This window comes from Bradyrhizobium sp. dw_78 (assembly GCF_018449525.1).
In the GTDB taxonomy this organism is placed as follows: Bacteria; Pseudomonadota; Alphaproteobacteria; order Rhizobiales; family Xanthobacteraceae; genus Bradyrhizobium.
The window spans coordinates 107,971-134,117 of record NZ_JAAVUS010000004.1; the positions used below are offsets into that span (position 1 = coordinate 107,971).

A 26,147-nucleotide genomic window follows, 5' to 3' on the forward strand; every position below is an offset into this window, starting at 1 on the left:
CGCATCCCCTCCGCTTTATATTCGCGTATGTTTTGCGTCACACCGTCAGAACATGAACGAGGCAAAGCGGCTTCTTGCCCCAATGCTCGTTCAGCGTGCCGCGCACCGCGCGGCGCACCGATTCCGCCAGCGCGTCGGGATCACGCCGTCGTGGCCGCGCCAGCCCCTCAATGGTAGAGACCACCACATCGAACACGATTTCGTCGAGCGTCTCTCCAGCCATATTCTTCTCGGGGATGCCGACGAGATCAACCTCGGGATCTTCCGCCAGTTCGCCCTTTTCGGTCATGGCGATGGCCACGAAGGCGCAACCGGCAAATCCCATCCGCCGCCGTTCCACGACCGCCCGCGACTTGGAATCCTCCAGGATCGAGCCGTCCTTATAGAGCCGGCCCGACGGCAGTTCGCCGATGATGCCAGGCTCTCCCGGCCCGAGCCTGACCAGGTCGCCGTTACGGCAAGTCAGCACCTTCGGCACGCCGCAGGCGCGGGCCAGACTCGCATGTTCGGACAGGTGCAATGCCTCGCCATGAACGGGGATCAGCAGTTGCGGCCGGACCCACGAAATCATGTCGCGCAACTCGTCACGCCGCGGATGGCCGGAAACGTGGACCAGATGGGTGCGGTCGGTAATGACCTCGATACCCTGCGTCACCAGGCCGTTGATGATGGCGCCGACCGCCTTCTCATTGCCGGGAATGGTGCGCGAGGAGAAGATCACGCAATCACCCTTGTTGAGCGTCACTTCGGGATGATCGTCATTGGCGATGCGCGACAGCGCCGCGCGCGGCTCGCCCTGGCTTCCGGTGCAAAGCGCCAGCACCTTGTCGGGCGGAAAGTGACCGTAGAGATCGGCCCCGCGGAAATTCTGCACGCCATCGAGATGACCGGTTTCGCGCGCCACCTGCACCACCCGCTCCATGGCGCGGCCGACCACGACCACTTCGCGGCCGGCGAGCCGCGCCGCGTCCGCAACCGCGCGCAACCGAGCCACGTTGGAAGCAAAGGTGGTTACCGCGACGCGGCCTTTCGCGGCCTTCACGAGTTCGGCGATGGTCCGGGCGACTTCGGTTTCAGACGGCGAACGCCCTTCCCGCACCGCATTGGTGGAATCGCCGATCAACGCCAGCACGCCGGCGTCGCCGAGTTCGCGCAGCCGCCGCTCGTCGGTCGGCGGCCCGATGATCGGCGTCGGATCGATTTTCCAGTCGCCGGTGTGCAACACGGTGCCGGCGGAAGTGTGGATCGCCAGCGCGTGCGCTTCCGGAATCGAATGCGCGACCGGAATGAATTCGACATTGAACGGGCCGAGATCGATGCGACCGCCGGACGGCACGACCGTGACCGGAATCTTCGGCGGATTGCGCTCGGCCGCGCATTTGGCCTCGAACAGAGCGGCGCTGAATTTGGTCGCATAGACCGGGCATTGCAGCCGCGGCCAGAGGTCGATGATGGCGCCGAAATGATCTTCATGGGCGTGGGTCAGCACCAGACCGACCAGGTTCTTGCGCTCTTTTTCCAGAAACTTGATGTCCGGCATGATGAGGTCAATGCCGGGCAAATGCTCCTCGTCGCCAAAGGAGACCCCGAGGTCAATCGCGAGCCACGAGCCCTGATGGCGGTTGCCGAGCCCATAGACCGACAGGTTCATGCCGATCTCGCCGACGCCACCGAGCGGCGCAAAGGTTAGTTCATCAGGTCGCGCCATCAGGCTGCCCCCACGGAAGCCGCCGAGCCGAAATAAACGTCACCGGCGGCGATCGGTACACACCGGCCATCAGACGTTCTTACGATCAAACAGCCGGTTTCATCCAGCGTTTCGAATATGCCCTCAATCGGCGCATTGCCGGTATGAACGGCAACCTTGCTGCCCAGTCCGGCGGCGCGCTGCAACCAGAGTTTCCGGATGGCATCGAAGCCACGGCCATTGTCCCAGATATCGCGGAACTCGACCCAGGCATCCGACAGCGCGGCAAACAGATCCTCTGCGCCGATCTGCACGCCGAGCGCGGCTAGCGAAGTCGCGGGCGTCGGCGTGCCCTCGGGCGCGGCAACGACATTGGTGCCGATCCCGACCACGACCGCCAGCCTGTTATCGGCCACGGCCTCGGCTTCCAGCAGGATGCCGGCAAGCTTCTTCGCGCCGGCGAGGACGTCATTGGGCCATTTCAACGAGAACTTCAGCTGGTCCGATCCCCCGGACCGGAGCGCGGCTTCGATGCTGACCTTTTGCAGGGCCTGCTCGAGCGCAAGCCCGGCGGCGAATCCCAGCGTCGCCGCGATGGCAGGCGATACATCGATCACCTCCAGGATGCTGCTGGCGAGATTACCGCGCGGCGCGATCCAGGGACGGTGCCGCCGGCCACGCCCAGCCGTCTGCTCCGAGGTGACGAACCACATCGGGCCGCACACACCATCACGCGCGCATCCCATCGCTTCCGCGTTGGTCGAACCGATCTGGTCGAAGGTGGCGAGCCGGTAACCCGCCGATATGGCTCGTGGACCGAGCGCGAATGCCATCAAAAAAGCGACTGCGCGGCGGCCGTTGCAGCGCTTAACAACGGTCCTGGATAAAAGCAGAACAAGAGATTGAAGAGGCCCGCGACCGCCAGCACCGGCCGCAGCTCGGCGCGCATCGGATCGAGCTTGGTGAGCGGGTCATCGAAATACATCACCTTGACAATGCGGAGATAGTAAAACGCGCCGACCACGCTGGTGAGGACACCGATAACGGACAGCGTGAACAGACCGGCCTTGATGGCAGCGGAAAACACGTAGAATTTTCCGAAGAAGCCCGCCAGCGGCGGCACGCCGGCCAGCGAGAACAAGAGCATCGCAAAGAGAAAAGCCAGCATCGGATTGGTGCGCGACAGACCTGCGAAGTCGCTAATGTTTTCAACATGCTGTCCGTTGCGCTTCATGGTCAGGATCACCGTGAAGGTGCCGAGCGTCATCGCCACATAGATTGCGATATAGACCAACACGCCCTGCGTGCCCTCGGCTGTGCCGGCGGCAAGCCCCACCAGCGCAAAACCCATATGGCCGATCGAGGAATAGGCCATCAGCCGCTTGATGTTCGTCTGCCCGATGGCGGCGAACGATCCCAGCGCCATCGAGGCGATCGAGACGAACACCACGATCTGCTGCCATTGCGAGATGATGCCGGGAAAGGCCGTGAGCGCGACACGGGTGAACACCGCGAGCGCGGCGACCTTCGGCGCGGATGCGAAGAAGGCTGTCACCGGTGTCGGCGCGCCTTCATAGACGTCCGGTGTCCACATGTGGAACGGCACCGCCGATATCTTGAAGCAGAGCCCGGCGAGCAGAAACACCAGACCGAACACGATACCGATACTGCCGGTCTTCACCGCGGCCGCGATGCCGGCGAAAGCGACGGTGCCGGTGAAACCGTAGATCAGCGAGGCGCCGTAGAGCAGCATGCCCGAGGACAGCGCGCCGAGTACGAAATATTTCAGGCCGGCTTCGGTCGATTTGGCGTTGTCGCGGTTGCTCGCCGCGACCACGTAAAGCGCAAGGCTCATCAGTTCGAGCCCGAGATACAGCATGATGAGATCGCCGGCCGAGATCAGCACCATCATGCCGAGCGTCGAAAGCAGCACCAGAACGGCGTATTCGAAGATGCGCCGGGACGGATCGGACAGGAATTCAAACGAAAGCACCAGCGTGACCGCCGAGCCGATCAGCGCCAGGATCTTCAGGAAGCGGGCAAAGCCATCGACAATGAAGCTGCCATTGAACGTCGTGAGCTTCCCGGCCGGCAGCATCAATTCCAGTACGCCGACCACGACCAGCAGGCAGATCGCAAGTCCCGTGACCACGCCGGTCATCTGCTGGCCCCGATAGGCACCGATCATCAGCAACACCATGGCGCCGACGGCCAGCACCAGCTCCGGCAGCACCGGCAGCAACTGATAACCTGCACTCTCAAAGCTCATGACGTTGTCCTGATCTGGACCCCGGCTCCGATGCAAATCAGATCCGGGGCACTCCCCTCTTTAGTCTGACGCGCGATCATCGCGCGAACCGATTCCATTTCGCTCCAAAGCGACCTGGCCTTCACTGCACCAGCGCTGCGGCCTGCGTCGTCAGCGCGTGGCTGTAATTGGCGACGAGCTGCTGCACCGATGCCGCCGACATGTCGAGCACCGGCTTCGGATAAACGCCGAACAGGATGGTGAGCGCCACCAGCGGCACCAGTAACAGGCATTCGCGGAAGGTAAGATCCTTGATGGTCGCGAGCGACGGATTCACCAGCGCGCCGAACACCACCTTGCGGTACAGCCACAGCGCATAGGCCGCCGACAGGATCACGCCGGTGGTGGCGAAGAAGGCGGTCGGCAGCGAGACCTTGAAGGTGCCGAGCAGCGTCATGAACTCGCCGATGAAGCCTGACGTGCCTGGCAAGCCGACATTGGCCATGGTGAACACCATGAACACCAGCGCGTAGAGCGGCATCCGGTTGACGAGGCCGCCATAGGCCGCGATCTCGCGGGTGTGCATGCGGTCGTAGACGATACCGACGCACAGGAACAGCGCCCCCGACACGATACCGTGGGAGATCATCTGGAACACGCCGCCCGCGACACCCTGCATGGTGCCCGCGAAAATACCCATCGTAACGAAGCCCATATGGGCGACCGACGAATAGGCGATCAGCTTCTTCATGTCCTCCTGCATCAGCGCCACCAGCGAGGTGTAGATGATGGCGATGGTCGACAGCGAGAAAATCAGCGGCGCAAAGTCGTGCGAGGCCAGCGGGAACATCGGCAACGAGAAGCGCAGGAAGCCGTAGCCACCCATCTTCAACATGATCGCGGCCAGAATCACCGAAGCTGCGGTTGGCGCCTCGACATGAGCATCGGGAAGCCAGGTATGCACCGGCCACATCGGCATCTTCACCGCAAAGGAAGCAAAGAACGCCAGCCACGCCCAGGTCTGCAGGCTGCGCGGCACGGCTGTGTGCATCAGCGTCGGAATATCGGTGGTCGCTGCATTCCAGTACAGCGCCATGATCGCCAGCAGCATCAGGACGGAGCCGAGGAACGTATAGAGGAAGAACTTGAAGCTGGCATAGACCCGGCGCGGACCGCCCCATATTCCGATGATCAGGAACATCGGGATCAGGCCGCCCTCGAAGAACAGGTAGAACAGCACGAGATCGAGCGAAGAGAACGTGCCGACCATCAGCGTTTCCAGCACCAGGAACGCCATCATGTATTCGCGCACGCGCATCGTCACCGATTTCCAGCTCGCCACGATGCAGAACGGCATCAAGGCGGTGGTCAGGATGACGAACGGCAGCGAAATGCCGTCGACGCCCATGTGATAGGTGATGGCGCTGGCGAGCCATGGCGATCTCTCGACGAACTGGAAGTCCGGATTCGAGGGATCGAAGCGCAGCACCAAGATCACCGACACGGCGAATGTGATCAGCGTGGTCCACAGCGCGATCCAGCGCGCATTGCGCCGCGTCGCGTCATCGTCGCCGGGGAGAATGTAAACCAGCAGCGCGCCGACCAGCGGCAGGAAGGTGACGACGGAAAGAATGGGCCAGGTTGTCATTTACTGGCCTCCCACGCCGAACATGAACCAGGTGATCAATCCGGCAACCCCGATCAGCATCGCGAAAGCATAGTGATAGAGATAGCCGGTCTGCAGCCGCACCACGTTACGGGTCACATCAAGCACCCACGCCGACACGCCGTCGGGTCCGAAGCCGTCGATGACGTAGCCATCGCCGAATTTCCACAGGAAGCGCCCGATCCATTTCGCCGGACGGACGAAGATCAGATCGTACAGCTCATCGAAATACCACTTGTTGAGCAGGAACTGATAGAGCCCCGGCTGCGACCTGGCGAGTGCTTCCGGCAGATAGGGCCTGCGGATGTAGAACAGGTAGGAAACCCCGAGCCCCAACGCCATCATCACGAACGGCAGATATCCGAGCAGATTAGGCATCTGCTCCATGTCTTCGAAGATATGCGGGTTCATCTTCAGCGATTCCCGGAAGAAGCCCTCGGCACCAGGGCCGACGAACAATTCCTTGAACGGATAACCCGCCGCAATCGAACCGACCGCGAGGATACCGATCGGGATCAACATCCAGATCGGGCTCTCATGCGCCGCTTCGTAATGTTTCCGATCATGCGGCTCTCCGAAGAAAGTCTTGAAGATCAGGCGCCAGGAATAAAACGACGTCAGACCGGCGGCTGCGATGGTCAGGAGGTAGGCATAGGTCGAGAACGGATTATGCGAGGCATAGGCGGATTCGATGATCGCGTCCTTGGAGAAATAACCCGCGAACAGCGGAAAGCCCGTCAAGGCCAGCGTGCCGATGCACATCACCGTGAAGGTGTAGGGAATCTTGCGCCAGAGCCCGCCCATGTTGCGGATGTCCTGCTCGTGATGCATCGCATAGATCACGGAGCCCGAGCCCAGGAACAGCAGCGCCTTGAAGAAGGCATGCGTGAACAGATGGAACATGCCGACGGAGTAAGCCCCGGCCCCCATCGCCACGAACATGTAGCCGAGCTGCGAACAGGTCGAATAGGCGACGATCCGCTTGATGTCGTTCTGCACCAGGCCGATGGTGGCCGCGAAGAAAGCCGTGGTGGCGCCGAAGAACATCACCACCGCCTGCGCGGTCGGCGATAGCTCAAACAACGGCGACAGCCGCGCCACCATGAACACGCCGGCGGTGACCATCGTTGCCGCATGGATCAGCGCGGAGACCGGCGTCGGACCTTCCATCGCGTCCGGCAACCAGGTGTGCAGCAGGAACTGCGCCGATTTGCCCATCGCCCCCATGAACAGAAGCAAACAGGTGAAGGTCAGCGCATCCACCTGCCAGCCGAAGAAATCGATGGTCTTGCCGACAACGCCCGGCGCGCCGGCAAAGATCGTCTCGAAATCGGTCGAACCGATCAGTGCAAAGACCGCGAAAATACCGAGCGCAAAACCGAAATCTCCGACCCGGTTGACCACGAAAGCCTTGATCGCCGCCGCATTCGCCGACGGCTTCTGATACCAGAATCCGATCAGCAGATAGCTCGCCAAACCGACGCCTTCCCACCCGAAAAACAGCTGTACCAGATTGTCAGCGGTCACCAGCATCAGCATCGCGAAGGTAAACAGCGACAGATATCCGAAGAAGCGCGGCCGATTCGGATCCTCGTCCATGTAGCCGATCGAATAGAAATGCACGAGCGACGACACGGTCGTCACCACCACCAGCATCACCGCCGTCAGCGTATCGACCCGCAGCGACCACGCCACCTGAAGATCGCCCGAGGTGATCCAGGGGAACAAGGCAATCCGTGCATCGTGATGCATGAAGCCGACATCGACAAAGGTGATCCAGGACAACACCGCCGATGTAATCAAGAGGCAGGTCGTGATCAGTTCCGCGGCGCGCGACCCTACGGCCGGCGGCTCTACCGCATGATGATCGTCGTGACCGTGATCGTCATGCGCCATCGGTTCATCATGGCTTGCATGAATGACCGCAGCGTCCGCGTTGACCGGCGTGGTGCCGTGCGATGCGGTGTCGTGGCCGTGTGCGAGGTCATGATGATCGACCGTGTCGCCGCTCGGATTGCGCGCATGCGCGCCGAAGATCGCGATCAGCCCCGCCAGCAGCGCGCCGATCAACGGCAGAAAGACGATTGCCTGGATCATGACCACGCCTCTTTGCACATGATCTCATCGGAAAACCGGTAGCCATTTTTCCGGATCATGCGTTTAGCCCTTCATCAGATTGACGTCTTCAACCGCGATCGAACCGCGGCTGCGGAAATACACCACCAGCACCGCAAGCCCGATCGCCGCTTCGGCGGCGGCCACCGTCAGCACCAGCAGCGCGAACACCTGGCCGACGATATCGCCGATGAAGGTCGAAAACGCCACCAGGTTGATATTGACCGCGAGCAGGATCAGCTCGATCGACATCAGGATGACGATGATGTTCTTGCGGTTGAGGAAGATGCCGAGAATCCCGAGCGTGAACAGGATCGCGCCGACGGCGAGGTAATGTCCAAGGCCGATCGTCATTGCACCCACTCCGCCGCATCCGCGTCCTGCAAGCCCTGTCCCGCCGACACCTTGCGGAGGCTCATCGCAAGCTCCGGCGTCCGCGCATTCTGCACACTGATATTCTGGCGCTTGACGCTGGCCTTGTGCCGCAGCGTCAGCACGATCGCGCCGATCATCGCCACCAGCAGCACCATGCTTGAGAGCTGGAAGTAATGAATATACTTGGTGTAGAGCACCAGACCGAGCGCCTCGGTGTTGCTGACATTGGCCGGGATGGCCGAGGTGATCGATTTGGCGACGTTGGGGTTGATCACCCAGCTGCCACCGACCAGCAGCAGTTCGGCCAGAAAGATCCCGCCGATCACGAGCCCGACCGGCAGATATTGACTGAAGCCCTCGCGCAACTCGGCGAAATCGACGTCGAGCATCATGATCACGAACAGGAACAGGACGGCGACTGCGCCGACATAGACCACGACCAGGATCATCGCCAGGAATTCCGCGCCCATCAGCACGAACAGGCCGGATGCATTGACGAAAGCCAGGATCAGGAACAACACCGAATGCACGGGATTGCGCGACACAATCACCATGACGGCGGATGCGACGCAAATGGCCGCGAACAGATAAAAGAACAACGCCGAAAGGATCATGCCCTCACCTCACCGGTACGGCGCGTCGAGTTCGATTGATTTTGCAATCTCGCGCTCCCAGCGGTCGCCATTGGCGAGCAGCTTCGCCTTGTCATAATAGAGTTCCTCGCGGGTCTCGGTCGCGAATTCGAAATTCGGTCCCTCGACGATGGCATCGACCGGGCAGGCTTCCTGGCACAGCCCGCAATAGATGCATTTCACCATATCGATGTCATAGCGGACGGTGCGGCGGGTACCGTCGTTGCGGCGCGGGCCGGCCTCGATGGTGATCGCCTGCGCCGGGCAGATCGCCTCGCACAGCTTGCAGGCGATGCAGCGCTCCTCGCCGTTCGGATAGCGGCGCAAAGCGTGTTCGCCCCGGAAGCGCGGCGAAATCGGCCCCTTCTCGAAGGGATAGTTCAAGGTCGGCTTCGGCTGGAAGAAATAGCGCATGGCGAGAAAGAACGCCGATACGAATTCCGACAGCAGCAGCGAGCGGGCTGAAGCGTTGACACTCATGACAACCTCATTTCGGCGCGATCCCGGCGAATTCCAGCACACCGGCGACGATCACCACCATCGCCAGCGACAACGGCAGGAACACCTTCCAGCCGAGCCGCATCAGTTGATCGTAGCGGTAGCGCGGCACGATCGCCTTCGCCATCGCAAACAGGAAGAACATGAAGAAAAGCTTCAGCGCGAACCAGATCACCCCGGGTATCCAGGTGAACGGCGGCAGCGCAATCGGCGGCAGCCAGCCGCCCAGGAACAGGATCGTCGCCATCGCGCACATCGTAGTGATCGCGACATATTCGCCGAGCATGAACAGGAGATACGGCGTCGAGCCGTATTCAACCATGAAGCCGGCCACCAGTTCCGATTCGGCTTCCACCAGATCGAATGGCGGACGGTTGGTTTCGGCCAGCGCCGAGACGTAGAAGACCACGAACATCGGAAACAACGGCCACACGTACCAGTTCAGGAACGTCAGTTGCGGCAAACCGATCAGGCCGCCGAATCCGCGGGTGTTCTGCGCTTCGACCACGGCCGAGAGATTGAGCGATCCCGCGCACAGCAGGACCGTGATGATGACGAAGCCGATCGAGACTTCGTAACTCACCATCTGCGCCGCAGAGCGAAGGGCCGCGAGGAACGGGTATTTCGAATTCGACGACCATCCGGCCATGATGATGCCGTAGATCGACAGCGAGGAGATCGCGAAGATATAGAGCACCCCGACATTGATGTCGGAGATCACCCAGCCGAGATTCATCGGGATCACGGCCCAGGCCGCCAGCGCCAGCACGCAGGACACCAGCGGCGCCAGCAGGAATATGCCCTTGTTGGAGCCGGCCGGGATGATCGGCTCCTTCAGCACGAACTTCAACAGATCGGCAAAGGACTGGAACAGGCCAAACGGGCCGACCACGTTGGGGCCGCGCCGAATCTGCACCGCCGCCCAGATCTTGCGGTCGGCGAGCAGGATGTAGGCGATCGCGACCAAGAGCACCACGAGCAGCAACAGGCTCTCGGCGACCATGATGATCAGCGGCCAGAGAAAACCGGTCCAGAACGCGCTTGCGAAGAATTCAGCCATCAGGTCACGCTCACTCTGCCGCCGTCAGCATGTGCCCGGAAGCCAGGCGGGAGCACTCCGCCATGACCGCGGACGCTCGCGCGATCGGGTTGGTCAGGTAAAAATCATCAACGGAAGACGTGAGCGGCGCCTTGTCGAGGCTGCCGCCCTTGCCCGCTACTGTCTTCAAATCGGCCGCTTGTCCAGCTTCGATCTGGTCGATGCGCATCAGATGCGGCACCGTCTTGAAGATGGCCTGCCGCAGCGCGGCAAGGGAATCGAACGGCAGCTTCTTGGCCAGAACCTCGGACAGCGCCCGAATGATCGCCCAGTCCTCCCGCGCATCTCCCGGTGGAAATGCCGCGCGGCTGGCCATCTGCACCCGGCCTTCGGTGTTGACGTAGATGCCGGATTTTTCCGTATAGGCCGCACCCGGCAGAATGACATCGGCGCGGTGCGCGCCGCGATCGCCGTGGGTCCCGATGTAAACCACGAAGGTGCCATCCGGCACCTTGATCTCATCGGCGCCGAGCAGAAACAGCACGTCGAGCGTACCGAACGTCGTCATTTGCGCGGCGTTCAACCCGCCTGCCCCGGCGGCAAAACCGATATCGAGCGCGCCGACGCGCGAGGCCGTATCCTGAAGCACGCCGAACCCGTTCCAGCCGTCCTTGATCGCGCCGACATCGGCCGCGATCTTTGCCGCCTGCGCCAGCACCGCCGCGCCATCCTGACGCGCCAGCGAACCGGCGCCAACCAGCACGACCGGATTTTTGGCGCCCTTCAGCACATCGGCGAAGGAATGCTTGCCGGCAGCGAGAGCACTGAGCGAGTCGGGACCGGCGCCGATATAATCATAAGCGTAGGTCAGATCGGCCTTGACGCCGACCACACCGATCTTGAGCTGCCCCGTGCGCCAGCGCTTGCGGATGCGCGCGTTGAGAACCGCAGCTTCCCTGCGCGGGTTCGAGCCCACGATCAAAAGCGCGTCGGCCTGTTCGATGCCGGCGATGGTTGGATTGAAGATATAGGAAGCACGGCCGGCCTTCGGGTCAAAGGCGTCGCCGCCCTGCACGGCAAGATTGGCCGAGCCGAATTTCGCCAGCAATTCCTTCAGCGCGAACATCTCTTCGACCGCGGCAAGGTCACCCGCAATGGCGCCAATACGCTTGCCGTCGATGCGGCCGGTCTTCGCCGCGATGGCGCCGAACGCTTCGGCCCATGACGCGGCGCGGAGCTGGCCGTTCTCCCTGACATAGGGACGATCGAGCCGCTGGGTGCGCAAGCCGTCGACGACATGACGGGTCTTGTCGGAAATCCATTCCTCATTCACCGCGTCGTTGACGCGGGGCAGAATCCGCATCACCTCGCGGCCGCGGGTATCGACCCGGATCGCCGAGCCGACGCCGTCCATCACATCGATCGATTGTGTCTTGCCGAGCTCCCAGGGCCGCGCCGCGAAGGCATAGGGTTTCGAGGTCAGCGCGCCGACCGGGCAGATATCGACCAGATTGCCCTGCAATTCGGACGTCAGCGCGGACTCCAGATAGGTCGTGATCTCCATGTCCTCGCCGCGGCCGGTCGCGCCCATTTCCGGCGCGCCGCAGATTTCGGCCGAGAAGCGGACGCAGCGCGTACACTGGATGCAGCGATTCATCGAGGTCTTGACCAGCGCGCCGAGATATTTGTCCTCAACTGCGCGCTTGTTCTCGGCGAAGCGGCTAGTGTCGACCCCGTAACCCATCGCCTGGTCCTGCAGGTCGCATTCGCCGCCCTGATCGCAGATCGGGCAATCCAGCGGATGGTTGATCAGCAGAAACTCCATCACGCCTTCGCGCGCCTTCTTCACCATCGGCGAGCGGGTCGAGATTTCGGGCGGCTCGCCCTTGGGACCCGGCCGGCAATCGCGCACGCCCCAGGCGCAGCTTGCGACCGGCTTGGGGCCGCCCTTCACCTCGACCAGGCACATGCGGCAGTTGCCCGCGATCGACAGCCGCTCGTGGTAACAAAAACGCGGAATCTCGGCGCCCGCGGCCTCGCACGCCTGCAACAGCGTGTATTCCGCAGGGACATCGATCTCTTTGCCATCGACGATCAGTTTGGTCATTGCGATCTCAAGTCTTTCTGAACTTGCAGTCCGGAGCCGTCATGCCCGCCTTCTGGAGTTCTGCGGCGATCCATCGCTGCGTCTCGGCGCTGTAGGTCAAGATGTACGCCGGCTCGCGGGCCATCTTTTCGCACAAAAACGGCAGATGCTCCTTCAGATCGTAGTCGCAGGTCGCCTGCCATTCGCGCTTGTCGAACGCGGCGACCGCTTCCTCGCAGGCATACAGGAAATAGGAAACGAAGGTCTCGTACTGGACCATGTCGTTCGCCGGCCCGGCCTTGAGGCGATCAAGATCTGGCTTGGCGTATTGCGGGTTCTTGAATTCGAGATCGTTATAGGCCTGATAGATCTGCCGCGCGCCCGCCTGGTGGGCGTTATTTCCAAGCACGTTGATCTGGGCCAGAATCGCGATGAAACCGAACAGCGCCACGGCGGCCTGGGCGATCTGGCCCACGGTCCCGTATTTCTGCCACCAGAAAACGTTCGGTTGCGACATCGAGATCACTCCGCCGCCACCATATGCGCGGGATCGAGAATGCCGACATCATCGACATCCGCCTTGTGCGAATATTCGTCGATACGCGCTTCGATCTCGTGACGGAAATGCGCGATCAGGCCCTGGATCGGCCATGCGGCGGCGTCACCCAGCGCGCAGATGGTATGGCCCTCGATCTGCTTGGTGACTTCGAGTAGCATATCGATCTCGCGCTTGTGCGCGCGGCCTTCGGCCATGCGGGTCAGCACCCGCCACATCCATCCCGTGCCCTCGCGGCACGGCGTGCATTGGCCGCAGCTTTCGTGCTTGTAGAAATAGGAGATGCGGGCGATGGCGCGGATCAGGTCGGTCGACTTGTCCATCACGATGACGGCGGCGGTGCCGAGACCGGAGCGCAGCTTGCCCAGGCTGTCGAAATCCATCGGCGTATCGATGATCTGCTCGGCCGGCACCATGCGCACGGATGAGCCGCCGGGAATCACCGCCTTGAGATTGTCCCAGCCGCCGCGGATGCCGCCGCAATGGCGCTCGATCAGTTCGCGGAACGGAATGCCCATCGCCTCTTCGACGTTGCAGGGGCGTTCGACATGGCCGGAAATGCAGAACAGCTTGGTGCCGACATTGTTGGGCCGGCCGATCCCGGCAAACCACGCCGCGCCGCGCCGCAGGATATCGGGCGCAACCGCAATCGATTCGACATTGTTGACCGTGGTCGGACAGCCATAGAGCCCGACATTGGCCGGAAATGGCGGCTTCAGCCGCGGCTGGCCCTTCTTGCCTTCGAGACTTTCCAGAAGCGCCGTTTCCTCGCCGCAGATATAGGCGCCGGCGCCGTGGGCGACGTAGATGTCGAACGGCCAGCCGTTGACGTTATCTTTTCCGACCAGCTTGGCTTCATAGGCCTGATCGATCGCGGCCTGCAGATGCTCGCGTTCCCGGATGAATTCGCCGCGCACATAAATGTAGCAGGCATGCGCGCCCATCGCGAAGCTCGCGATCAGGCAGCCCTCGATCAGAAGATGCGGATCGTGCCGCATGATCTCGCGGTCCTTGCAGGTGCCCGGCTCGGACTCGTCGGCATTGACCACCAGATAGCTCGGCCGGCCGTCGGTCGATTCCTTCGGCATGAACGACCATTTCAGCCCGGTCGGAAAACCCGCCCCGCCGCGTCCGCGCAGACCCGACGCCTTCATCTCGTTGATGATCCAGTCGCGGCCCTTGTCGATGATCGCCTTGGTGCCGTCCCAGGCGCCGCGGCGGCGCGCGCCTTCGAGGCCCCAATCATGGAAGCCGTAGAGGTTCTTGAAGATGCGATCCTTGTCGTCGAGCATGACTGGAAACTTCCCGATCAGCGGTTGGACTGCGCGCGAACACGCATCATGTGGTTTCCTTCAGCGTCGTCGGCCCGGTGATGGGCGCGGAGAACTGGCGGCCATTCTGCGGCCCGGGCTTCGGCGGATTGCCGGAGGCAAAGCCGTCGAGTACCTTGCCCAGGCTTTCCTTGGTCAGATCCTCGTAGGTATCCTTCCAGATCTGCACCATCGGCGCGTTCACGCAGGCGCCGAGACACTCGACCTCTTCCCAACTGAAATTGCCGTCTTTCGACAGTTCGAAAGGCTCGTGGTTGATGCGGCTCTGACACATCTCGATCAGGTCGGCCGCGCCGCGCAGCCGGCACGGCGTGGTGCCGCAAACCTGGACATGCGCTTTCTTGCCGACCGGCTGAAGCTGGAACATCGTGTAGAAGGTCGCGACCTCCAGCACCCGGATGTAGGGCATGTCCAGGAGATCGGCGACCGCCCGGATCGCCACTTCCGACACCCATCCCTCATGCTGCTCCTGCACCCGCCACAGAATCGCGATCACCGCCGAAGCCTGACGGCCCTCGGGATATTTGGCGATCTGCGCCTTGGCCCAGGCCAGATTCTCATCCGTGAACGTGAAGCTCGCGGGCTGCAATTCTTTCGGTGCAAGACGGCGGACGGACATTCTCTTCAGTCTCTCATTGCGTGCGGCGCGTGACATTGGCGTTCAGGACATCGATCCTGTTTTGCCAAAACGCGCTCGCGGTACCGAATACGTTATAGCCGACGTGGGATGAAACCTTGATGCGATCGAGAATCGAAAGCTCGGTGACGGTTTCCAGGCGACGGCTGCGAGGATCGTAGACGATCAGTTTCAGCGGCGTCTGTTCGAGGATATAACGCGACACGGTGTGATGGGGATCGTTGCCGTGTTCCTCACATAATATCACGCTATCGCCCTGCAAAAGGCGCGGGCCACCCTTGATCGCCTCGATTTCCACCCCTTCGACATCCAGCTTGACCAGGTATTTTCCGCCGGCCGAAATCCGGCCATCGTCGAGCAGATTATCGAGCGCGATCACCGGCACTTCCTCGCCACCGCCATTGGTGTTTCCGGCGATGCTGAAGGCTTCATGCTTGGTGCCGGACAACCGCGCGGTACCGCGCGCAGATCCGATCGCGCACTTCATTACTTCGAAGCGATTGTCGTTGATCCCGGCGTTGTTCTTGAGCTTGGCAAAATTCTGCGATGACGGCTCGATCGCGATCGCCCTGTGCGAACCGAATGGCGCGCTGGATACCAGCACCGACCAATAGCCGTAATTGGCCCCGCAATCGATCAGCGTGTAATCGACACCGATGGCGCCCTTGAACAGCAGTTCCAGCTCGTCCTCGTAATGATACGAGCGATTGAGCAGCTTGCTCCAGTAGCCGTCGCCATAGGGAAATTCGAACGTCGCGTCGGCATTGAGCTTGATCGCAATGTTGCGCTCCGGCAGCGCCTTGCGCAGCAAATTGGCGCAGTGGTTGTAGCCCCGATGCGAAAAATGCGACGAGATTTTCGAGCCGGTCGTCAGCGCCACCGCAGCCGTGCGCTCCCACAGGCTGGCCCCTTCCAGAGCCCCCGAGGCGCGATCAAACTGGATCGGCGCTTGCGCCATCACCGGTCGACCTCTCCGAACACAATGTCGAGCGAGCCCAGGATGGCCGAGACGTCGGCCAACAGATGGCCCTTGCAGATGAAATCCATCGCCTGCAAATGCGCAAAGCCCGGCGCGCGGATCTTGCATTTATAGGGCTTGTTGGTGCCGTCCGAGACGAGATAGACGCCGAACTCGCCCTTGGGCGCTTCCACCGCGGCGTAGACCTCGCCGGCCGGCACGTGAAAACCTTCGGTATAGAGCTTGAAGTGGTGGATTAGTGCTTCCATCGAGCGCTTCATCTGGCCGCGGCGCGGCGGGAAGATCTTGTGATCCTCGATCGCGACGGGCCCCTGCCCGTCCGGCGCGCGCAGCTTTTGGATACACTGCTTCATGATGCGCACCGACTGGCGCATTTCTTCCATGCGGATGCAGTAACGGTCGTAGCAGTCGCCGTTCTTGCCGATCGGAATGTCGAAATCCATCTCGGCATAGCATTCGTAAGGCTGCGCCTTGCGCAGATCCCAAGCCGCGCCCGAGCCGCGCACCATGACGCCGGAAAAACCCCATTCCCACGCCTGCTTCAGCGTCACCACGCCGATATCGACGTTGCGCTGCTTGAAGATGCGGTTGCCGGTCAGGAGCCGCTCCAGATCGGCGACCACGCCGAGGAACGGGTCGCACCAGGCATCGATATCGTCGATCAGCTTCGGCGGCAGATCCTGATGCACGCCGCCGATGCGGAAGAACGCCGCATGCATGCGCGAGCCTGACGCACGCTCGTAGAACACCATCAGCTTTTCGCGCTCTTCAAAGCCCCACAGCGGCGGGGTCAGCGCGCCGACATCCATCGCCTGCGTGGTGACGTTGAGCAAATGCGACAGGATGCGGCCGATCTCGCAATACAGCACCCGGATCAACTGGCCACGGCGCGGCACGGCGATGCCGAGCAGCTTTTCAGCCGCGAGACAAAACGCATGCTCCTGATTCATCGGCGCGACATAGTCTAGCCGGTCGAAATACGGGATCGCCTGCAGATAGGTCTTCTGCTCGATCAGCTTCTCGGTGCCGCGATGCAGCAGGCCGATATGCGGATCGACGCGCTCGACCACTTCGCCGTCGAGTTCCAGCACCAAGCGCAGCACCCCGTGCGCCGCCGGATGCTGCGGCCCGAAATTGATGGTGAAATTGCGGAGGTTTTGCTCGTTCATGACTTAGGCGTCGCCTTCTCGTCCCCCGGCAGGACCGGATAATCCGCGCCTTCCCACGGCGAGAGGAAATCGAACTTGCGGAATTCCTGATTGAGCCGGACCGGTTCGTACACCACCCGCTTCTCCTGGTCGTCGTAACGCACCTCGACGAAACCGGTAAGCGGGAAATCCTTGCGCAGCGGGTGGCCCTCGAAACCGTAATCGGTCAGGAGCCGCCGCATGTCGGGATGGCCGGTGAAGATCACGCCATAAAGATCATAGGTTTCGCGCTCGAACCAGTCGGCGCCGGGAAACACCTCGATGATCGAGGGTACCTGCGTGGTCTCGCCAGCCTCGGCGCGCAGCCGGATGCGGGTATTCAGCGTCGGCGACAGCAGATGATAGACCACGTCGAAGCGCTTCGCCCGGCCGGGGTAATCGACCGCGGTCACATCGGTAAGATTGACGAAGCGGCAGCCGGGATCGTCACGCAGGAAACGCACGACATCGACGATCCTGCCGGCCAGCACGTCAACCGTAAGCTGGTCGAAAGCAACGGTATGACCGGTCGCAGCGCCAGCCAGCGCACCCACGATCGTCTGCCCCAAGGCGTCGAGCCTGCCGTCGTCCATTTCCGAAAACCTTTAGCGTTCGATAGTGCCGGTGCGCCGGATCTTTTTCTGCAGCAATAGCACGCCGTAGAGCAGCGCTTCCGCCGTCGGTGGACAACCCGGCACATAGATGTCGATCGGCACGATTCGGTCGCATCCGCGCACCACCGAGTACGAATAGTGATAGTAGCCGCCGCCATTGGCGCACGACCCCATCGAGATCACGTAACGCGGCTCGGGCATCTGGTCGTAGACCTTGCGCAGCGCCGGAGCCATCTTGTTGGTCAGCGTGCCGGCCACGATCATCACGTCGGACTGCCGCGGCGAGGCGCGCGGCGCAAAGCCGAACCGCTCGACGTCATAGCGCGGCATCGACACCTGCATCATCTCGACCGCACAGCACGCGAGACCGAAGGTCATCCACATCAGCGATCCCGTGCGCGCCCAAGTGATCAGATCGTCAGCCGCGGCGACGAAAAAACCCTTGTCGGACAGTTCGTGATTGACCTCGAGGAAATAGGGATCGTTGGCGCCTACCGGCCTGCCGGTGGAGGGGTCAATGATTCCGGTTGCAGCCGGCGCGACCGCGGGTCTCGAAGACATAGCAGAGGGGCTCAATCCCATTCGAGCGCACCTTTCTTCCATTCATAGGCAAAGCCGACGGTGAGGACGGCCAGGAAAACGATCATCGACCAGAAGCCGGTCGCGCCCAGCTTCCCGAACGCCACCGCCCACGGAAACAGGAAGGCCACTTCGAGGTCGAAGATGATGAAAAGGATCGCGACCAGATAGAAGCGTACGTCGAACTTCATGCGGGCGTCGTCGAAAGCATTGAATCCGCATTCATAAGCGGAAAGCTTTTCCGGATCGGGCTGCTGGAAGGCCAGGATGAAGGGGGCGATCAGCAGGACCACGCCGATCAGGCCGGCGACCGCGATAAACACCACAAGTGGAAGATAATTCTGCAGGATGCCGGTCATATCGGCGGTGCCTTCTCCTGCGGTTTTCCGAGCGTCCGCAGATTCGCTGATTGGAATTATTCTGAGGCTTAGCGCAGCGCACCAAAGGGCGCAAGACAAGCTATCTTGACGCCCTCAGCCATCCCGGACGGGTCATGACACTCCAAACCGGCCACGTCCCCTGACCCGTTCACGGCGGGAATGCCCGCCTTGCAGGGGACGGCACGGTTCCCGTGCCCCCCTCAGCTCAGCGGCCCGGTATATTTTTCCAATTGAGCCCAGGCCTCTCCGCCATAGGTTTTCTGCCACTGCGCGTAAAAACCGGCTTTCACCAGCGCCGCCCGGAACTGCACCGGATCGGGCTTGTTGAAAATCACGCCCTTGGCCGCGAGTTCGACTTGCAAGGCGCGGTCCATTGCCTCGAGATCGGCCCGCTCTCTGACCGCGGCGGCATCGAAGCCGCTATTGAGCATCTCGAGCAGATCGGCCGGCAGGCTGGAAAGCGCGCGGCGGTTGGCGATGATCCAGTAGCCGCTCCAGCAATGGTTCGACAGCGCGCAGTATTTCTGCACCTCATACAATTTGCCGGTCGATACCTGCGCCAGCGGATTTTCCTGTCCCTCGACGATATGGGTTTGCAAGGCCGAATAGAGTTCGCTGTAGCTGATGCTCGACGGCAGCGCGCCGAGGCCGGAGAATAGCGAGGTCAAAAGCGACGTGACCGGCACGCGGATCTTGAACCCCTTGAGATCTTCCACACTGTTCAATTGCCGGCCCGACGACGAGGTGATCTGCCGGAAACCATTGTCCCAGACTTTTTTCATCGGCACGACGCCGGTCCTGGCGATGGCCTCGCGAACGAAATCGCCGAGGCCGCCATCCATCGCAGCCCAGACCCGATCATAGGACGGAAAGGCAAAGCCAACGCTTGGCAGGCCCGAGAGCGGCACCAGCGTCGAGAGCGTCAGGCTCGGCGCCGCCAGGAGATCGATGCCGCCGGCGCGAAGCTGCGACAGCATTTCGGGATCGCCGCCCAACTGACTGTTCGGAAAAACCGTCACGTTCAGCCTGCCACCGGATTGCGATCCGATGGCTTGCGCAGCCTCGATCAGGCGAACCGTCAGGGGATGCGTATCCGGTGTATCGACGCCAAGCTTGAATTCGAATTCGGCGGCGGCTCTGGCTGGCTTGCCAAGGAAGCCGGTGGCCCAGGCGGCCGATGCCGCGCCAAGCAAACCCCTTCGGGTCATTTCCTTCATTGTCGTTTCTCTCCCCGGCGCTTTATCGCGCCTTGGCCGCAGTTAGCGCCGAACCGTCTCCGTCAGCAAGATCGTCGCCGGCCGAGCCGTCCGCGTTGCTCGAAAACACGATAGAGGTCGACGAAACCGTTATGCGATGCCTGCGAAACCGCCGTGAAACAGAGCGCGCGTAGCCTCCCTGCCAACGGATCGGTGCTTCAGACGGCAGGAGGCTCAGGTGAACCAGTCGATTCAATCAGCGGACCGCGCAACGCATCTCAAGATCGTGGTGATGGCGCTTGTGGCCGGCATTACGGTGGCGGGGCTCGGTATCTTCGCGCGGAGCAGTTCCGACGATACCCCGACCGCGCATGTGGTCCGGGCCGGCCAGCCGGTCGCCATGACGAATTCGAACAGCGTGATGATCCGGTAAGCCAGTCCGAAGCCCGGTGCTTGTCCGCGACAGACAGCCCTTGGTCCCCGGCGGTATGGCTGTTCCGGCAGACCAAAAGCCGCGACTATGCAAGTATGCTCGATCAGGTGCGGGGCGAATTGCTGAAGCTGACCGCCGCCGAGTAGCCGCTGGTATTACTGTCAGCTTTGCTGGACGCCGGCAGAAATCAGGGGCCGCGTCCAGAAACAGCACTAAGTCATTGATTCTGCTGGCGCGAGAGACGGGGCTCGAACCCGCGACCTCCGGCGTGACAGGCCGGCGCTCTAACCAACTGAGCTACTCCCGCGTGATCGCTTGACCCGCGAATGCTGGGACTTAAAGGGGCGCCCAACTCAAGTCAAGGACGTTGCAAATCCCCTTGCTATTCGGGCATTTTTGCGATGCCGATTCAAATAAGGGCCTATTTATAGGCAAAACAGCGGAGGCGGCCCGCTCCCGAATCATTTAAGGCCTGCTACGTCTTGGTTTCCTGAGCCATCAACACCAATGAGGAGGGCCAAACATGGCGAAGAAAGCAGCGACCCCGGCTACGATCACGCTCAAACATCTGGCGGCCGCCCTGTCGGAGGAGCACGAGCTATCCAAGAAAAGCGCCGAGGCCATTCTGACCGATCTGGTCGGCCGAATCACCAAGCATCTGAAAAAGGGCGAACGTATCCGCATCGTCGGTCTCGGCATCCTGCAGGTGCGCAAGCGAGCCGCCCGCATGGGCCGTAACCCCGCCACCGGTGAGCAAATCCACATCAAGGCCAGCAAGAAGGTTGCCTTCCGCGCGGCCAAGGAACTCAAGGAAGCTGTCTAGGGCATGATTCAACCGAGTTGAACAATGCCCCAAGGAAGCGCGTTCCGGCTTTTGCTGCGCCATTCCGGCCCAATAACGCAGCTCCCGGAATGGCGCTTTCTGTTATATTGGCCTGATCGAGTTTCCGTTCCAGCCGCGGTTTTGACAGTGCCCTCACCCCTTCAATTCAAGCACACCGTGACCGAGCGCTTCCTGCGCTATGTGGTCATCGACACCCAGTCGGACCCGGCTTCTCCGACCAGCCCTTCCACCGAAAAGCAGAAGGATCTGGGCCGCCTGCTCGCAAGCGAACTGCAGGCGATGGGGATCAGCGACGCTCATCTCGACGAATATGGCTATGTCTATGCGACGATCCCCGCGAACACAGACAAACGTGGTGTCCCGGCCGTCTGCTTCTGCTCGCACATGGACACCTCGTTCGATTGCTCCGGCAAGGACGTCAAGCCGCAAATCGTCAAAAACTATCGTGGCGGTGACATCGTGCTGCCGCGCGACCGTTCGCAGATCATCCGTGCCGCGGAACATCCGGCGCTCGCCGGCCAGATCGGCAACGACATCGTCACCACGGACGGCACCACGCTGCTGGGCGCAGACAACAAGGCAGGCGTTGCCGAAATCATGGATGCGGCACAGTTCCTGATCAGCAATCCGCAGATCAAGCACGGCCCCATCAAGATATTGTTTACGTCCGACGAGGAAATCGGCCGCGGCGTCGACAAGGTCGATCTGAAGAAACTCGGTGCTGACGTCGCCTATACCATGGACGGCGGAAGCGCAGGCTATATCGAAGACGAGTCGTTTTCGGCTGACGGCGCCACCATCACCATTGAAGGCGTCAGCACCCATCCGGGGTATGCCAAGGGCAGGATGGAGCACGCCATCAAGATTGCCGCCGCCATCATCGACCGCCTGCCAAAGAACAAATGCTCGCCGGAAACCACCGAAGGCAAGCAGGGCTTTCTGCATCCGGTCGCGATCTCGGGCGCGCTGGAACAGGCCACGCTCGCCTTCATCGTACGCGATTTCACCGATGACGGACTGAAGGAAAAGGAAGCCCTGCTGGAAAGCATCGTCAAGGAAGTGATGCGGGACTTTCCGCGGTCGACCTACCGGATGGAAATCAAGGAGCAGTACCGCAACATGAAGCAGGTGATCGACCGTCACCCGGAAATCATGGATCATGCGATGGAGGCCATCCGCCGTGCCGGCCTGCAACCGGCGAAGACCCAGATCCGCGGCGGCACCGACGGGTCACGGCTGTCGTTCATGGGACTGCCCTGCCCCAACATCTTCGCCGGCGAACATGCCTTTCATTCGCGGCTGGAATGGGTGAGCGTGCAGGACATGGAAAAGGCCGTTCAGACCATCGTACATTTGGCGATGATCTGGGAGGAACGGGCTTGAGCAACGCAGGAAGCTTCAGGCTCTAACTAAAAATCCAGACGACGAACCGCCATAACAGCCATCCGATGAAGTAGAGCCATCCTGCCATCGCGACCAGGACGGCCGCGAAATAAAAAATAAATGGCGCCCTGTCTTTCAGATTGGAAAGGAGCCGGCGAAAAATTGTTCTGGACGAACCGTCGTTATTCTTTTCTTCCCGCACGGTTATCTCGCAAACTTAACATGCACGCTGCGCCTGTTAATTCATTAAATCAAAGCAAATTGCCCGCGAGCCCGGGTCTTGACCTCGCCTTGCGGGACAGCGGTGAAAGACGCCCAACGCATATGATCTAAACTCTCGGTTCTGATGGAATCAGAGCTGAAACTCTGCTCTTTTGGTTTGATGCGTTTTCTTCACGCGAACCGGAACCAACTTCGCTCGAAAACGCTGTAATGATCTAAAAAGCAACGCTCCCAAATAAAACACCATGTCCCCGTTTCGTAATACAGGGGGGCCGGACTTAAATTAGCTGTTTTGCATGACGGGACAATGCGATCCCGCTCTTAACCTAACCAATGAACCCTAATTGGCATTGCGGCGTAGCCAGGCCACGCGGATCGCTCAGGTCGCAGACGCGGTTACGATCCAGATCGCTGCGGGCAGCGGCACCGACACCCCTCGTACGAAAGGCAACAGCGTCTCGCGGACCGAATGCGTGGAGGCTTCGCGCAACTCCGCTGACTGCCCCTCCAGCGCGCGGCTCGCCGGCCCGATTTCGAGCGCGGATTCGATTGCGGCGTCGAGACCTCGCCCAATCGCAACATCGATGGCGAAATCATGCTGCTCCATCGCCACGCTCGAAAATCCCGCTGCATCCAGGATGCGCCGAACGCGCAGCTCGGATGCAAAGGAGAACGGGCCGGGATCTTCCGGTCCAAGCTGCGGCAGCTTTGGCACATGCTTGTAAACCGCCTGAAGCGGGGCCATCAGCCAGGGATTCTCGCGCGGCTCGCGCCAGCACGCGAAAGTCAGCCGTCCCGACGGCCGCAACGCCTTGCGCATATTGGCGAAGGAAACCGCGGGCTCGGCGAAAAACATCACCCCAAATCGGGACACCAGAAGGTCGGCGCTCGCAGGATCAAACGGGTAGACCGTGGCATCGGCGAGAACGAAATCGACCGGCACAGCCGCCGGCGCAACTTGCCGCGCCCGCGCCAGCATCGGCGCCGAGACATCGACGCCGAGGACATGACCTGCCGAACCGGCCTTTTGCGCAAGCGCGATCGCAATGGCGCCGCAGCCGCAGCCAATATCGACAATCCGCTCACCCGGCCCGACGTTCGCGCGGTCGATCAGGATGTCGGCAACCGGTGCAAGCATGATGTCCTGCATTTGCTGGCGATCCGTCCAGCGCTGCCCGCCCGGCCCGTTCCAATACGCGATCTGATCGGCATTTTGATCGTGGCCTGCCGGTGCTTCCATCTGCGTGCTTCCACGTTGCCGTCGGAGAATTTCACAGGGATGCGGGCCCGTAAACGGCGCGCATCAAGCCTATACTGGCTTATTTCGTGGTCTTGTCGGCCCCGTCGTCCATGTTGCCGCCGCTCGCCACGCATTTACTGAAATAATCTCTCTGCTGCTGCGCGGTGCCTTTCGCGCTGCCGGCCGCGGGGTTGCCGGGTTCGCGTGGGGGAAACGCTTTCGCGACAAGGGAATTGCACTTCTTCGCCACTTCCAACGGGATGGCCGACGCGCCTGTGGGCGCCAGTCCTGCCGCCGCGAACAGAAGCAGGAGTGTGGCTATCCGGGATCTCGAGGTGACGAACATGGCTGGTCTCCTGGCGGCATCGCTCCCCGAGCATCTCCGGCACCGCCTGTCGCCGAAGATCCCTGCAATAGTGTTCTCCTTGAATAACCGAACCGGATTTCCGCCTCAATTCTTTTCGCAGACCGGGAGCGTTGCCGTCGATGACCGGGAATATTGCCTTTGACCCATTCGCTTTAATCCTGTTGTCCGTATCGATCATCGCAGTAAACTTTCCCGTGCTACCTTCCTGTCCTTCGATCCTATCCATCAAGGACAGGTGTTTTTGCCATAATTGAACCTCCACCCCGCCCGGCGATCCGTCGAAGGCGGGGTTCTTTTATCCGGGAGGCTGGCGGCGTCAGGAAACGAAAGACCCCGGCGCGAAGGCCAGGGCCGGTGGTGCCGCGTTTGTGTATCCAGCGACGTTATGCAGTCTCGCGCGTCGAAAACCTGACCACCGTGCAGTCCTTGACCTGCGCGACCATACCATTGCGATGCAGCCAGAGCAGGCCCACGGCCAGTTGGCGCAGGTCATTTCGATGCGCACCGACCGGCAGGCGCCTGGCCCGGCGTAATGCATCGGCAGCCTGCTGTTCCAGCGGCGATAGCTTGCGCTCCATTCGCTTTCTCCGTCATGCAGCCACAACCCGAAACAGCCATACATCAATTCGGATGGAACCTTTGTGAAGCAGCCCACATGTCGTGCAGGATCGGACTATCCCTGTCCGCGGCCGTCCCGATCCCGAGGATCAACACCGCGACCGCCGCTCCGATTCGGCCTGCATTATCGGCTGATGCACGAAGCCGCAGGTCACGCCGGCGGGTTTTCCTTGCTGTTTGCCCTGTCACTGATCTAGGTTGTCTCCCTTGTCTTAAAAGGGAGTGCGGCGCCGTGGCGACTGGTACTGTGAAGTGGTTTAATGCGACGAAGGGTTTTGGGTTTATTCAACCCGATAACGGCGGGAAAGATGTGTTCGTTCACATCTCGGCCGTGGAAAAGGCAGGCCTGAGCTCCCTCAATGAGGGAGCCAAGGTCAGCTACGAAGAGAAGGAAAATCGCGGCAAAACGTCGGCGGAAAATCTGAGAGTCGGCTAGCTGAACAGCTACTCGACCCAAATGAGGCCATGCGGCTAACACCCGCGTGGCTTTACTTGTTTCAGGCACGGCCGGCGATAGCGGTTTCGCGTGAAACCGATTCCGATTCGCATGAAGAAAACGCGTTAAAATAAGATATTAGAGCCGGGTTCCGATTCAATCAAAACCGGTAGGGTTAGTCGAACGCCACTCCTATCCGCTTTTCCTTGCGATAGATGATGTGGCACGCGAAACGCTGCCCGTCGCTCGGGATAACCAAGGTGAATTTGTCGGGAATGCCCACCGGGCTGGTAACGTCGAGCGCCGCCCCGGCCTTCGAGAGATTGCGAACGGTGCAGTCGATCACCCCGCCGCCGAATTCAATCGTCCCGGCCTTTAAGACGCGATGCCGAGGATTAGCCCGCTTCTCGACCATGACCCGCCTGCGCTAAAAACCCAGCCCCGATGGGGATCAGAGGATGGGGCCAATCAGGAATCGGCGCCTCCCGGTGAACGGGAGCACCTCGATCAAATCCTATCACTGGACTTCCGAGTCGCATGCGGAGCGGGGTACCGTGCCCTGGCTAGCTCTATTGGCGTGCCTGGCTTCCCTTTCCCCGGGGCATACCAAGATGGCTTCAGACATTCCCCAAGTCGGAGCAAACCATAGCTGGTAGGCGGTGAGAGATTCGAACTCCCGACCCTCTCGGTGTAAACGAGATGCTCTAACCAGCTGAGCTAACCGCCCTCGCCGCCTGTTTAGCCTCCGCCCGCCCCACGACGCAAGCCAAGCTTCATGTCATAAAGAAGCGGCGCCCCT

Annotated in this window: 28 protein-coding genes and 2 tRNA genes; 5 read left to right on the top strand and 25 right to left on the bottom strand. The window is 61.2% G+C overall.

Annotation, left to right across the window (positions count from 1 at the left end; genetic code table 11):
* Window positions 1-37: 37 nt before the first annotated feature.
* The 19 genes from HB630_RS12315 to HB630_RS12405 form a co-directional block, all read right to left on the bottom strand.
* Window positions 38-1,708, bottom strand: coding sequence for a ribonuclease J (locus tag HB630_RS12315; protein ID WP_213772531.1), 1,671 nt, complete (start codon window positions 1,706-1,708; stop codon window positions 38-40).
* A complete protein-coding gene (locus tag HB630_RS12320; protein WP_213772532.1) occupies window positions 1,708-2,520 on the bottom strand; it encodes a biotin--[acetyl-CoA-carboxylase] ligase in 813 nt (270 codons plus the stop codon). The genes HB630_RS12315 and HB630_RS12320 overlap by 1 nt, the downstream gene beginning before the upstream one ends.
* Window positions 2,520-3,956: an NADH-quinone oxidoreductase subunit NuoN gene (nuoN, locus tag HB630_RS12325; protein ID WP_213772533.1), complete on the bottom strand. Its 1,437-nt coding sequence runs from the start codon at window positions 3,954-3,956 to the stop codon at window positions 2,520-2,522. Before nuoN ends, HB630_RS12320 begins: the two co-directional genes overlap by 1 nt.
* 121 nt (window positions 3,957-4,077) lie before the next feature.
* Window positions 4,078-5,583: an NADH-quinone oxidoreductase subunit M gene (locus tag HB630_RS12330; RefSeq protein ID WP_213772534.1), complete on the bottom strand. Its 1,506-nt coding sequence runs from the start codon at window positions 5,581-5,583 to the stop codon at window positions 4,078-4,080.
* Window positions 5,584-7,698 (bottom strand): NADH-quinone oxidoreductase subunit L, encoded by a 2,115-nt coding sequence (nuoL, locus tag HB630_RS12335; protein ID WP_213772535.1) that lies wholly within the window; start codon window positions 7,696-7,698, stop codon window positions 5,584-5,586.
* Between the two features lie 63 nt (window positions 7,699-7,761).
* Window positions 7,762-8,070, bottom strand: a complete 309-nt coding sequence (gene nuoK / locus HB630_RS12340; RefSeq protein ID WP_213772536.1) for an NADH-quinone oxidoreductase subunit NuoK — start codon at window positions 8,068-8,070, stop codon at window positions 7,762-7,764.
* A complete protein-coding gene (locus HB630_RS12345) occupies window positions 8,067-8,705 on the bottom strand; it encodes an NADH-quinone oxidoreductase subunit J (RefSeq protein WP_213772537.1) in 639 nt (212 codons plus the stop codon). Before HB630_RS12345 ends, nuoK begins: the two co-directional genes overlap by 4 nt.
* Window positions 8,706-8,714: 9 nt before the next feature.
* Window positions 8,715-9,203 (bottom strand): NADH-quinone oxidoreductase subunit NuoI, encoded by a 489-nt coding sequence (gene nuoI / locus HB630_RS12350; protein ID WP_213772538.1) that lies wholly within the window; start codon window positions 9,201-9,203, stop codon window positions 8,715-8,717.
* 7 nt (window positions 9,204-9,210) lie between these two features.
* Window positions 9,211-10,281: an NADH-quinone oxidoreductase subunit NuoH gene (gene nuoH, locus HB630_RS12355; RefSeq protein ID WP_213772539.1), complete on the bottom strand. Its 1,071-nt coding sequence runs from the start codon at window positions 10,279-10,281 to the stop codon at window positions 9,211-9,213.
* A 10-nt stretch (window positions 10,282-10,291) separates the two neighbouring features.
* Window positions 10,292-12,367 (bottom strand): NADH-quinone oxidoreductase subunit NuoG, encoded by a 2,076-nt coding sequence (gene nuoG, locus HB630_RS12360; protein ID WP_213772540.1) that lies wholly within the window; start codon window positions 12,365-12,367, stop codon window positions 10,292-10,294.
* Between the two features lie 7 nt (window positions 12,368-12,374).
* A complete protein-coding gene (locus HB630_RS12365) occupies window positions 12,375-12,863 on the bottom strand; it encodes a hypothetical protein (RefSeq protein ID WP_213772541.1) in 489 nt (162 codons plus the stop codon).
* Window positions 12,864-12,868: 5 nt separating this feature from the next.
* Entirely contained in the window at window positions 12,869-14,194 is a 1,326-nt protein-coding gene (nuoF, locus tag HB630_RS12370) for an NADH-quinone oxidoreductase subunit NuoF (protein WP_213772542.1), read from the bottom strand.
* 46 nt (window positions 14,195-14,240) lie between these two features.
* A complete protein-coding gene (gene nuoE, locus HB630_RS12375) occupies window positions 14,241-14,852 on the bottom strand; it encodes an NADH-quinone oxidoreductase subunit NuoE (protein ID WP_213772543.1) in 612 nt (203 codons plus the stop codon).
* Between the two features lie 13 nt (window positions 14,853-14,865).
* The gene (locus HB630_RS12380) at window positions 14,866-15,828 is read right to left on the bottom strand and encodes an FkbM family methyltransferase (protein ID WP_213772544.1); all 963 of its coding nucleotides are present in this window, start codon (window positions 15,826-15,828) and stop codon (window positions 14,866-14,868) included.
* Complete coding sequence (locus HB630_RS12385) at window positions 15,828-17,018, bottom strand: NADH-quinone oxidoreductase subunit D (protein WP_213772545.1); 1,191 nt, start codon at window positions 17,016-17,018, stop codon at window positions 15,828-15,830. The genes HB630_RS12380 and HB630_RS12385 overlap by 1 nt, the downstream gene beginning before the upstream one ends.
* A complete protein-coding gene (locus HB630_RS12390; protein WP_213772546.1) occupies window positions 17,015-17,629 on the bottom strand; it encodes an NADH-quinone oxidoreductase subunit C in 615 nt (204 codons plus the stop codon). The genes HB630_RS12385 and HB630_RS12390 overlap by 4 nt, the downstream gene beginning before the upstream one ends.
* 12 nt (window positions 17,630-17,641) lie before the next feature.
* Window positions 17,642-18,226, bottom strand: coding sequence for an NADH-quinone oxidoreductase subunit B (locus HB630_RS12395; protein ID WP_213772547.1), 585 nt, complete (start codon window positions 18,224-18,226; stop codon window positions 17,642-17,644).
* A complete protein-coding gene (locus HB630_RS12400) occupies window positions 18,223-18,588 on the bottom strand; it encodes an NADH-quinone oxidoreductase subunit A (RefSeq protein WP_213772548.1) in 366 nt (121 codons plus the stop codon). The genes HB630_RS12395 and HB630_RS12400 overlap by 4 nt, the downstream gene beginning before the upstream one ends.
* Before the next feature lie 221 nt (window positions 18,589-18,809).
* Window positions 18,810-19,817 (bottom strand): TRAP transporter substrate-binding protein, encoded by a 1,008-nt coding sequence (locus tag HB630_RS12405; protein ID WP_213772906.1) that lies wholly within the window; start codon window positions 19,815-19,817, stop codon window positions 18,810-18,812.
* A 226-nt stretch (window positions 19,818-20,043) separates the two neighbouring features.
* Here HB630_RS12405 and HB630_RS12410 point away from each other — a divergent pair, with 226 nt between their 5' ends.
* Both HB630_RS12410 and HB630_RS28635 read left to right on the top strand, forming a co-directional pair.
* The gene (locus tag HB630_RS12410) at window positions 20,044-20,238 is read left to right on the top strand and encodes a hypothetical protein (protein WP_213772549.1); all 195 of its coding nucleotides are present in this window, start codon (window positions 20,044-20,046) and stop codon (window positions 20,236-20,238) included.
* Window positions 20,239-20,258: 20 nt separating this feature from the next.
* The gene (locus HB630_RS28635) at window positions 20,259-20,384 is read left to right on the top strand and encodes a hypothetical protein (protein ID WP_276571599.1); all 126 of its coding nucleotides are present in this window, start codon (window positions 20,259-20,261) and stop codon (window positions 20,382-20,384) included.
* An 84-nt stretch (window positions 20,385-20,468) separates the two neighbouring features.
* Here the strand turns inward: HB630_RS28635 and HB630_RS12415 are convergent.
* Window positions 20,469-20,545 (bottom strand) — tRNA-Asp (locus tag HB630_RS12415).
* 216 nt (window positions 20,546-20,761) lie between these two features.
* Here HB630_RS12415 and HB630_RS12420 point away from each other — a divergent pair.
* A complete protein-coding gene (locus tag HB630_RS12420) occupies window positions 20,762-21,061 on the top strand; it encodes an HU family DNA-binding protein (RefSeq protein WP_213772550.1) in 300 nt (99 codons plus the stop codon).
* A 147-nt stretch (window positions 21,062-21,208) separates the two neighbouring features.
* A complete protein-coding gene (gene pepT / locus HB630_RS12425) occupies window positions 21,209-22,465 on the top strand; it encodes a peptidase T (RefSeq protein WP_346656082.1) in 1,257 nt (418 codons plus the stop codon).
* Between the two features lie 601 nt (window positions 22,466-23,066).
* Here pepT and HB630_RS12430 read toward each other — a convergent pair.
* The 3 genes from HB630_RS12430 to HB630_RS12440 all read right to left on the bottom strand — a co-directional run bounded on the left by HB630_RS12430 (window position 23,067) and on the right by HB630_RS12440 (window position 24,872).
* Complete coding sequence (locus HB630_RS12430; RefSeq protein ID WP_213772552.1) at window positions 23,067-23,927, bottom strand: methyltransferase domain-containing protein; 861 nt, start codon at window positions 23,925-23,927, stop codon at window positions 23,067-23,069.
* A 79-nt stretch (window positions 23,928-24,006) separates the two neighbouring features.
* The gene (locus HB630_RS12435) at window positions 24,007-24,273 is read right to left on the bottom strand and encodes a hypothetical protein (RefSeq protein WP_249780829.1); all 267 of its coding nucleotides are present in this window, start codon (window positions 24,271-24,273) and stop codon (window positions 24,007-24,009) included.
* A gap of 404 nt (window positions 24,274-24,677) precedes the next feature.
* Window positions 24,678-24,872 (bottom strand): hypothetical protein, encoded by a 195-nt coding sequence (locus HB630_RS12440; protein WP_213772553.1) that lies wholly within the window; start codon window positions 24,870-24,872, stop codon window positions 24,678-24,680.
* A gap of 272 nt (window positions 24,873-25,144) precedes the next feature.
* On the opposite strand from HB630_RS12440, the gene HB630_RS12445 reads away from it, so the two are divergent.
* Window positions 25,145-25,348, top strand: a complete 204-nt coding sequence (locus HB630_RS12445) for a cold-shock protein (protein ID WP_100386944.1) — start codon at window positions 25,145-25,147, stop codon at window positions 25,346-25,348.
* A gap of 175 nt (window positions 25,349-25,523) precedes the next feature.
* On the opposite strand, the gene HB630_RS12450 is transcribed toward HB630_RS12445, so the two are convergent.
* Both HB630_RS12450 and HB630_RS12455 read right to left on the bottom strand, forming a co-directional pair.
* Entirely contained in the window at window positions 25,524-25,763 is a 240-nt protein-coding gene (locus HB630_RS12450) for a PilZ domain-containing protein (protein ID WP_213772554.1), read from the bottom strand.
* Between the two features lie 235 nt (window positions 25,764-25,998).
* Window positions 25,999-26,075, bottom strand: a tRNA-Val gene (locus tag HB630_RS12455).
* Between the last annotated feature and the right edge of the window lie 72 nt (window positions 26,076-26,147).

What these genes read in the sequence shown, in the direction of transcription:
- HB630_RS12315 (WP_213772531.1), bottom strand. Translation starts at nt 1,708, where the DNA reads ATGGCGCGACCTGATGAACTAACCTTTGCGCCGCTCGGTGGCGTCGGC.
- HB630_RS12320 (WP_213772532.1), bottom strand. Translation starts at nt 2,520, where the DNA reads ATGGCATTCGCGCTCGGTCCACGAGCCATATCGGCGGGTTACCGGCTC.
- nuoN (WP_213772533.1), bottom strand. Translation starts at nt 3,956, where the DNA reads ATGAGCTTTGAGAGTGCAGGTTATCAGTTGCTGCCGGTGCTGCCGGAG.
- HB630_RS12330 (WP_213772534.1), bottom strand. Translation starts at nt 5,583, where the DNA reads ATGACAACCTGGCCCATTCTTTCCGTCGTCACCTTCCTGCCGCTGGTC.
- nuoL (WP_213772535.1), bottom strand. Translation starts at nt 7,698, where the DNA reads ATGATCCAGGCAATCGTCTTTCTGCCGTTGATCGGCGCGCTGCTGGCG.
- nuoK (WP_213772536.1), bottom strand. Translation starts at nt 8,070, where the DNA reads ATGACGATCGGCCTTGGACATTACCTCGCCGTCGGCGCGATCCTGTTC.
- HB630_RS12345 (WP_213772537.1), bottom strand. Translation starts at nt 8,705, where the DNA reads ATGATCCTTTCGGCGTTGTTCTTTTATCTGTTCGCGGCCATTTGCGTC.
- nuoI (WP_213772538.1), bottom strand. Translation starts at nt 9,203, where the DNA reads ATGAGTGTCAACGCTTCAGCCCGCTCGCTGCTGCTGTCGGAATTCGTA.
- nuoH (WP_213772539.1), bottom strand. Translation starts at nt 10,281, where the DNA reads ATGGCTGAATTCTTCGCAAGCGCGTTCTGGACCGGTTTTCTCTGGCCG.
- nuoG (WP_213772540.1), bottom strand. Translation starts at nt 12,367, where the DNA reads ATGACCAAACTGATCGTCGATGGCAAAGAGATCGATGTCCCTGCGGAA.
- HB630_RS12365 (WP_213772541.1), bottom strand. Translation starts at nt 12,863, where the DNA reads ATGTCGCAACCGAACGTTTTCTGGTGGCAGAAATACGGGACCGTGGGC.
- nuoF (WP_213772542.1), bottom strand. Translation starts at nt 14,194, where the DNA reads ATGCTCGACGACAAGGATCGCATCTTCAAGAACCTCTACGGCTTCCAT.
- nuoE (WP_213772543.1), bottom strand. Translation starts at nt 14,852, where the DNA reads ATGTCCGTCCGCCGTCTTGCACCGAAAGAATTGCAGCCCGCGAGCTTC.
- HB630_RS12380 (WP_213772544.1), bottom strand. Translation starts at nt 15,828, where the DNA reads ATGGCGCAAGCGCCGATCCAGTTTGATCGCGCCTCGGGGGCTCTGGAA.
- HB630_RS12385 (WP_213772545.1), bottom strand. Translation starts at nt 17,018, where the DNA reads ATGAACGAGCAAAACCTCCGCAATTTCACCATCAATTTCGGGCCGCAG.
- HB630_RS12390 (WP_213772546.1), bottom strand. Translation starts at nt 17,629, where the DNA reads ATGGACGACGGCAGGCTCGACGCCTTGGGGCAGACGATCGTGGGTGCG.
- HB630_RS12400 (WP_213772548.1), bottom strand. Translation starts at nt 18,588, where the DNA reads ATGACCGGCATCCTGCAGAATTATCTTCCACTTGTGGTGTTTATCGCG.
- HB630_RS12405 (WP_213772906.1), bottom strand. Translation starts at nt 19,817, where the DNA reads ATGACCCGAAGGGGTTTGCTTGGCGCGGCATCGGCCGCCTGGGCCACC.
- HB630_RS12420 (WP_213772550.1), top strand. Translation starts at nt 20,762, where the DNA reads ATGGCGAAGAAAGCAGCGACCCCGGCTACGATCACGCTCAAACATCTG.
- HB630_RS12430 (WP_213772552.1), bottom strand. Translation starts at nt 23,927, where the DNA reads ATGGAAGCACCGGCAGGCCACGATCAAAATGCCGATCAGATCGCGTAT.
- HB630_RS12435 (WP_249780829.1), bottom strand. Translation starts at nt 24,273, where the DNA reads ATGTTCGTCACCTCGAGATCCCGGATAGCCACACTCCTGCTTCTGTTC.
- HB630_RS12440 (WP_213772553.1), bottom strand. Translation starts at nt 24,872, where the DNA reads ATGGAGCGCAAGCTATCGCCGCTGGAACAGCAGGCTGCCGATGCATTA.
- HB630_RS12450 (WP_213772554.1), bottom strand. Translation starts at nt 25,763, where the DNA reads ATGGTCGAGAAGCGGGCTAATCCTCGGCATCGCGTCTTAAAGGCCGGG.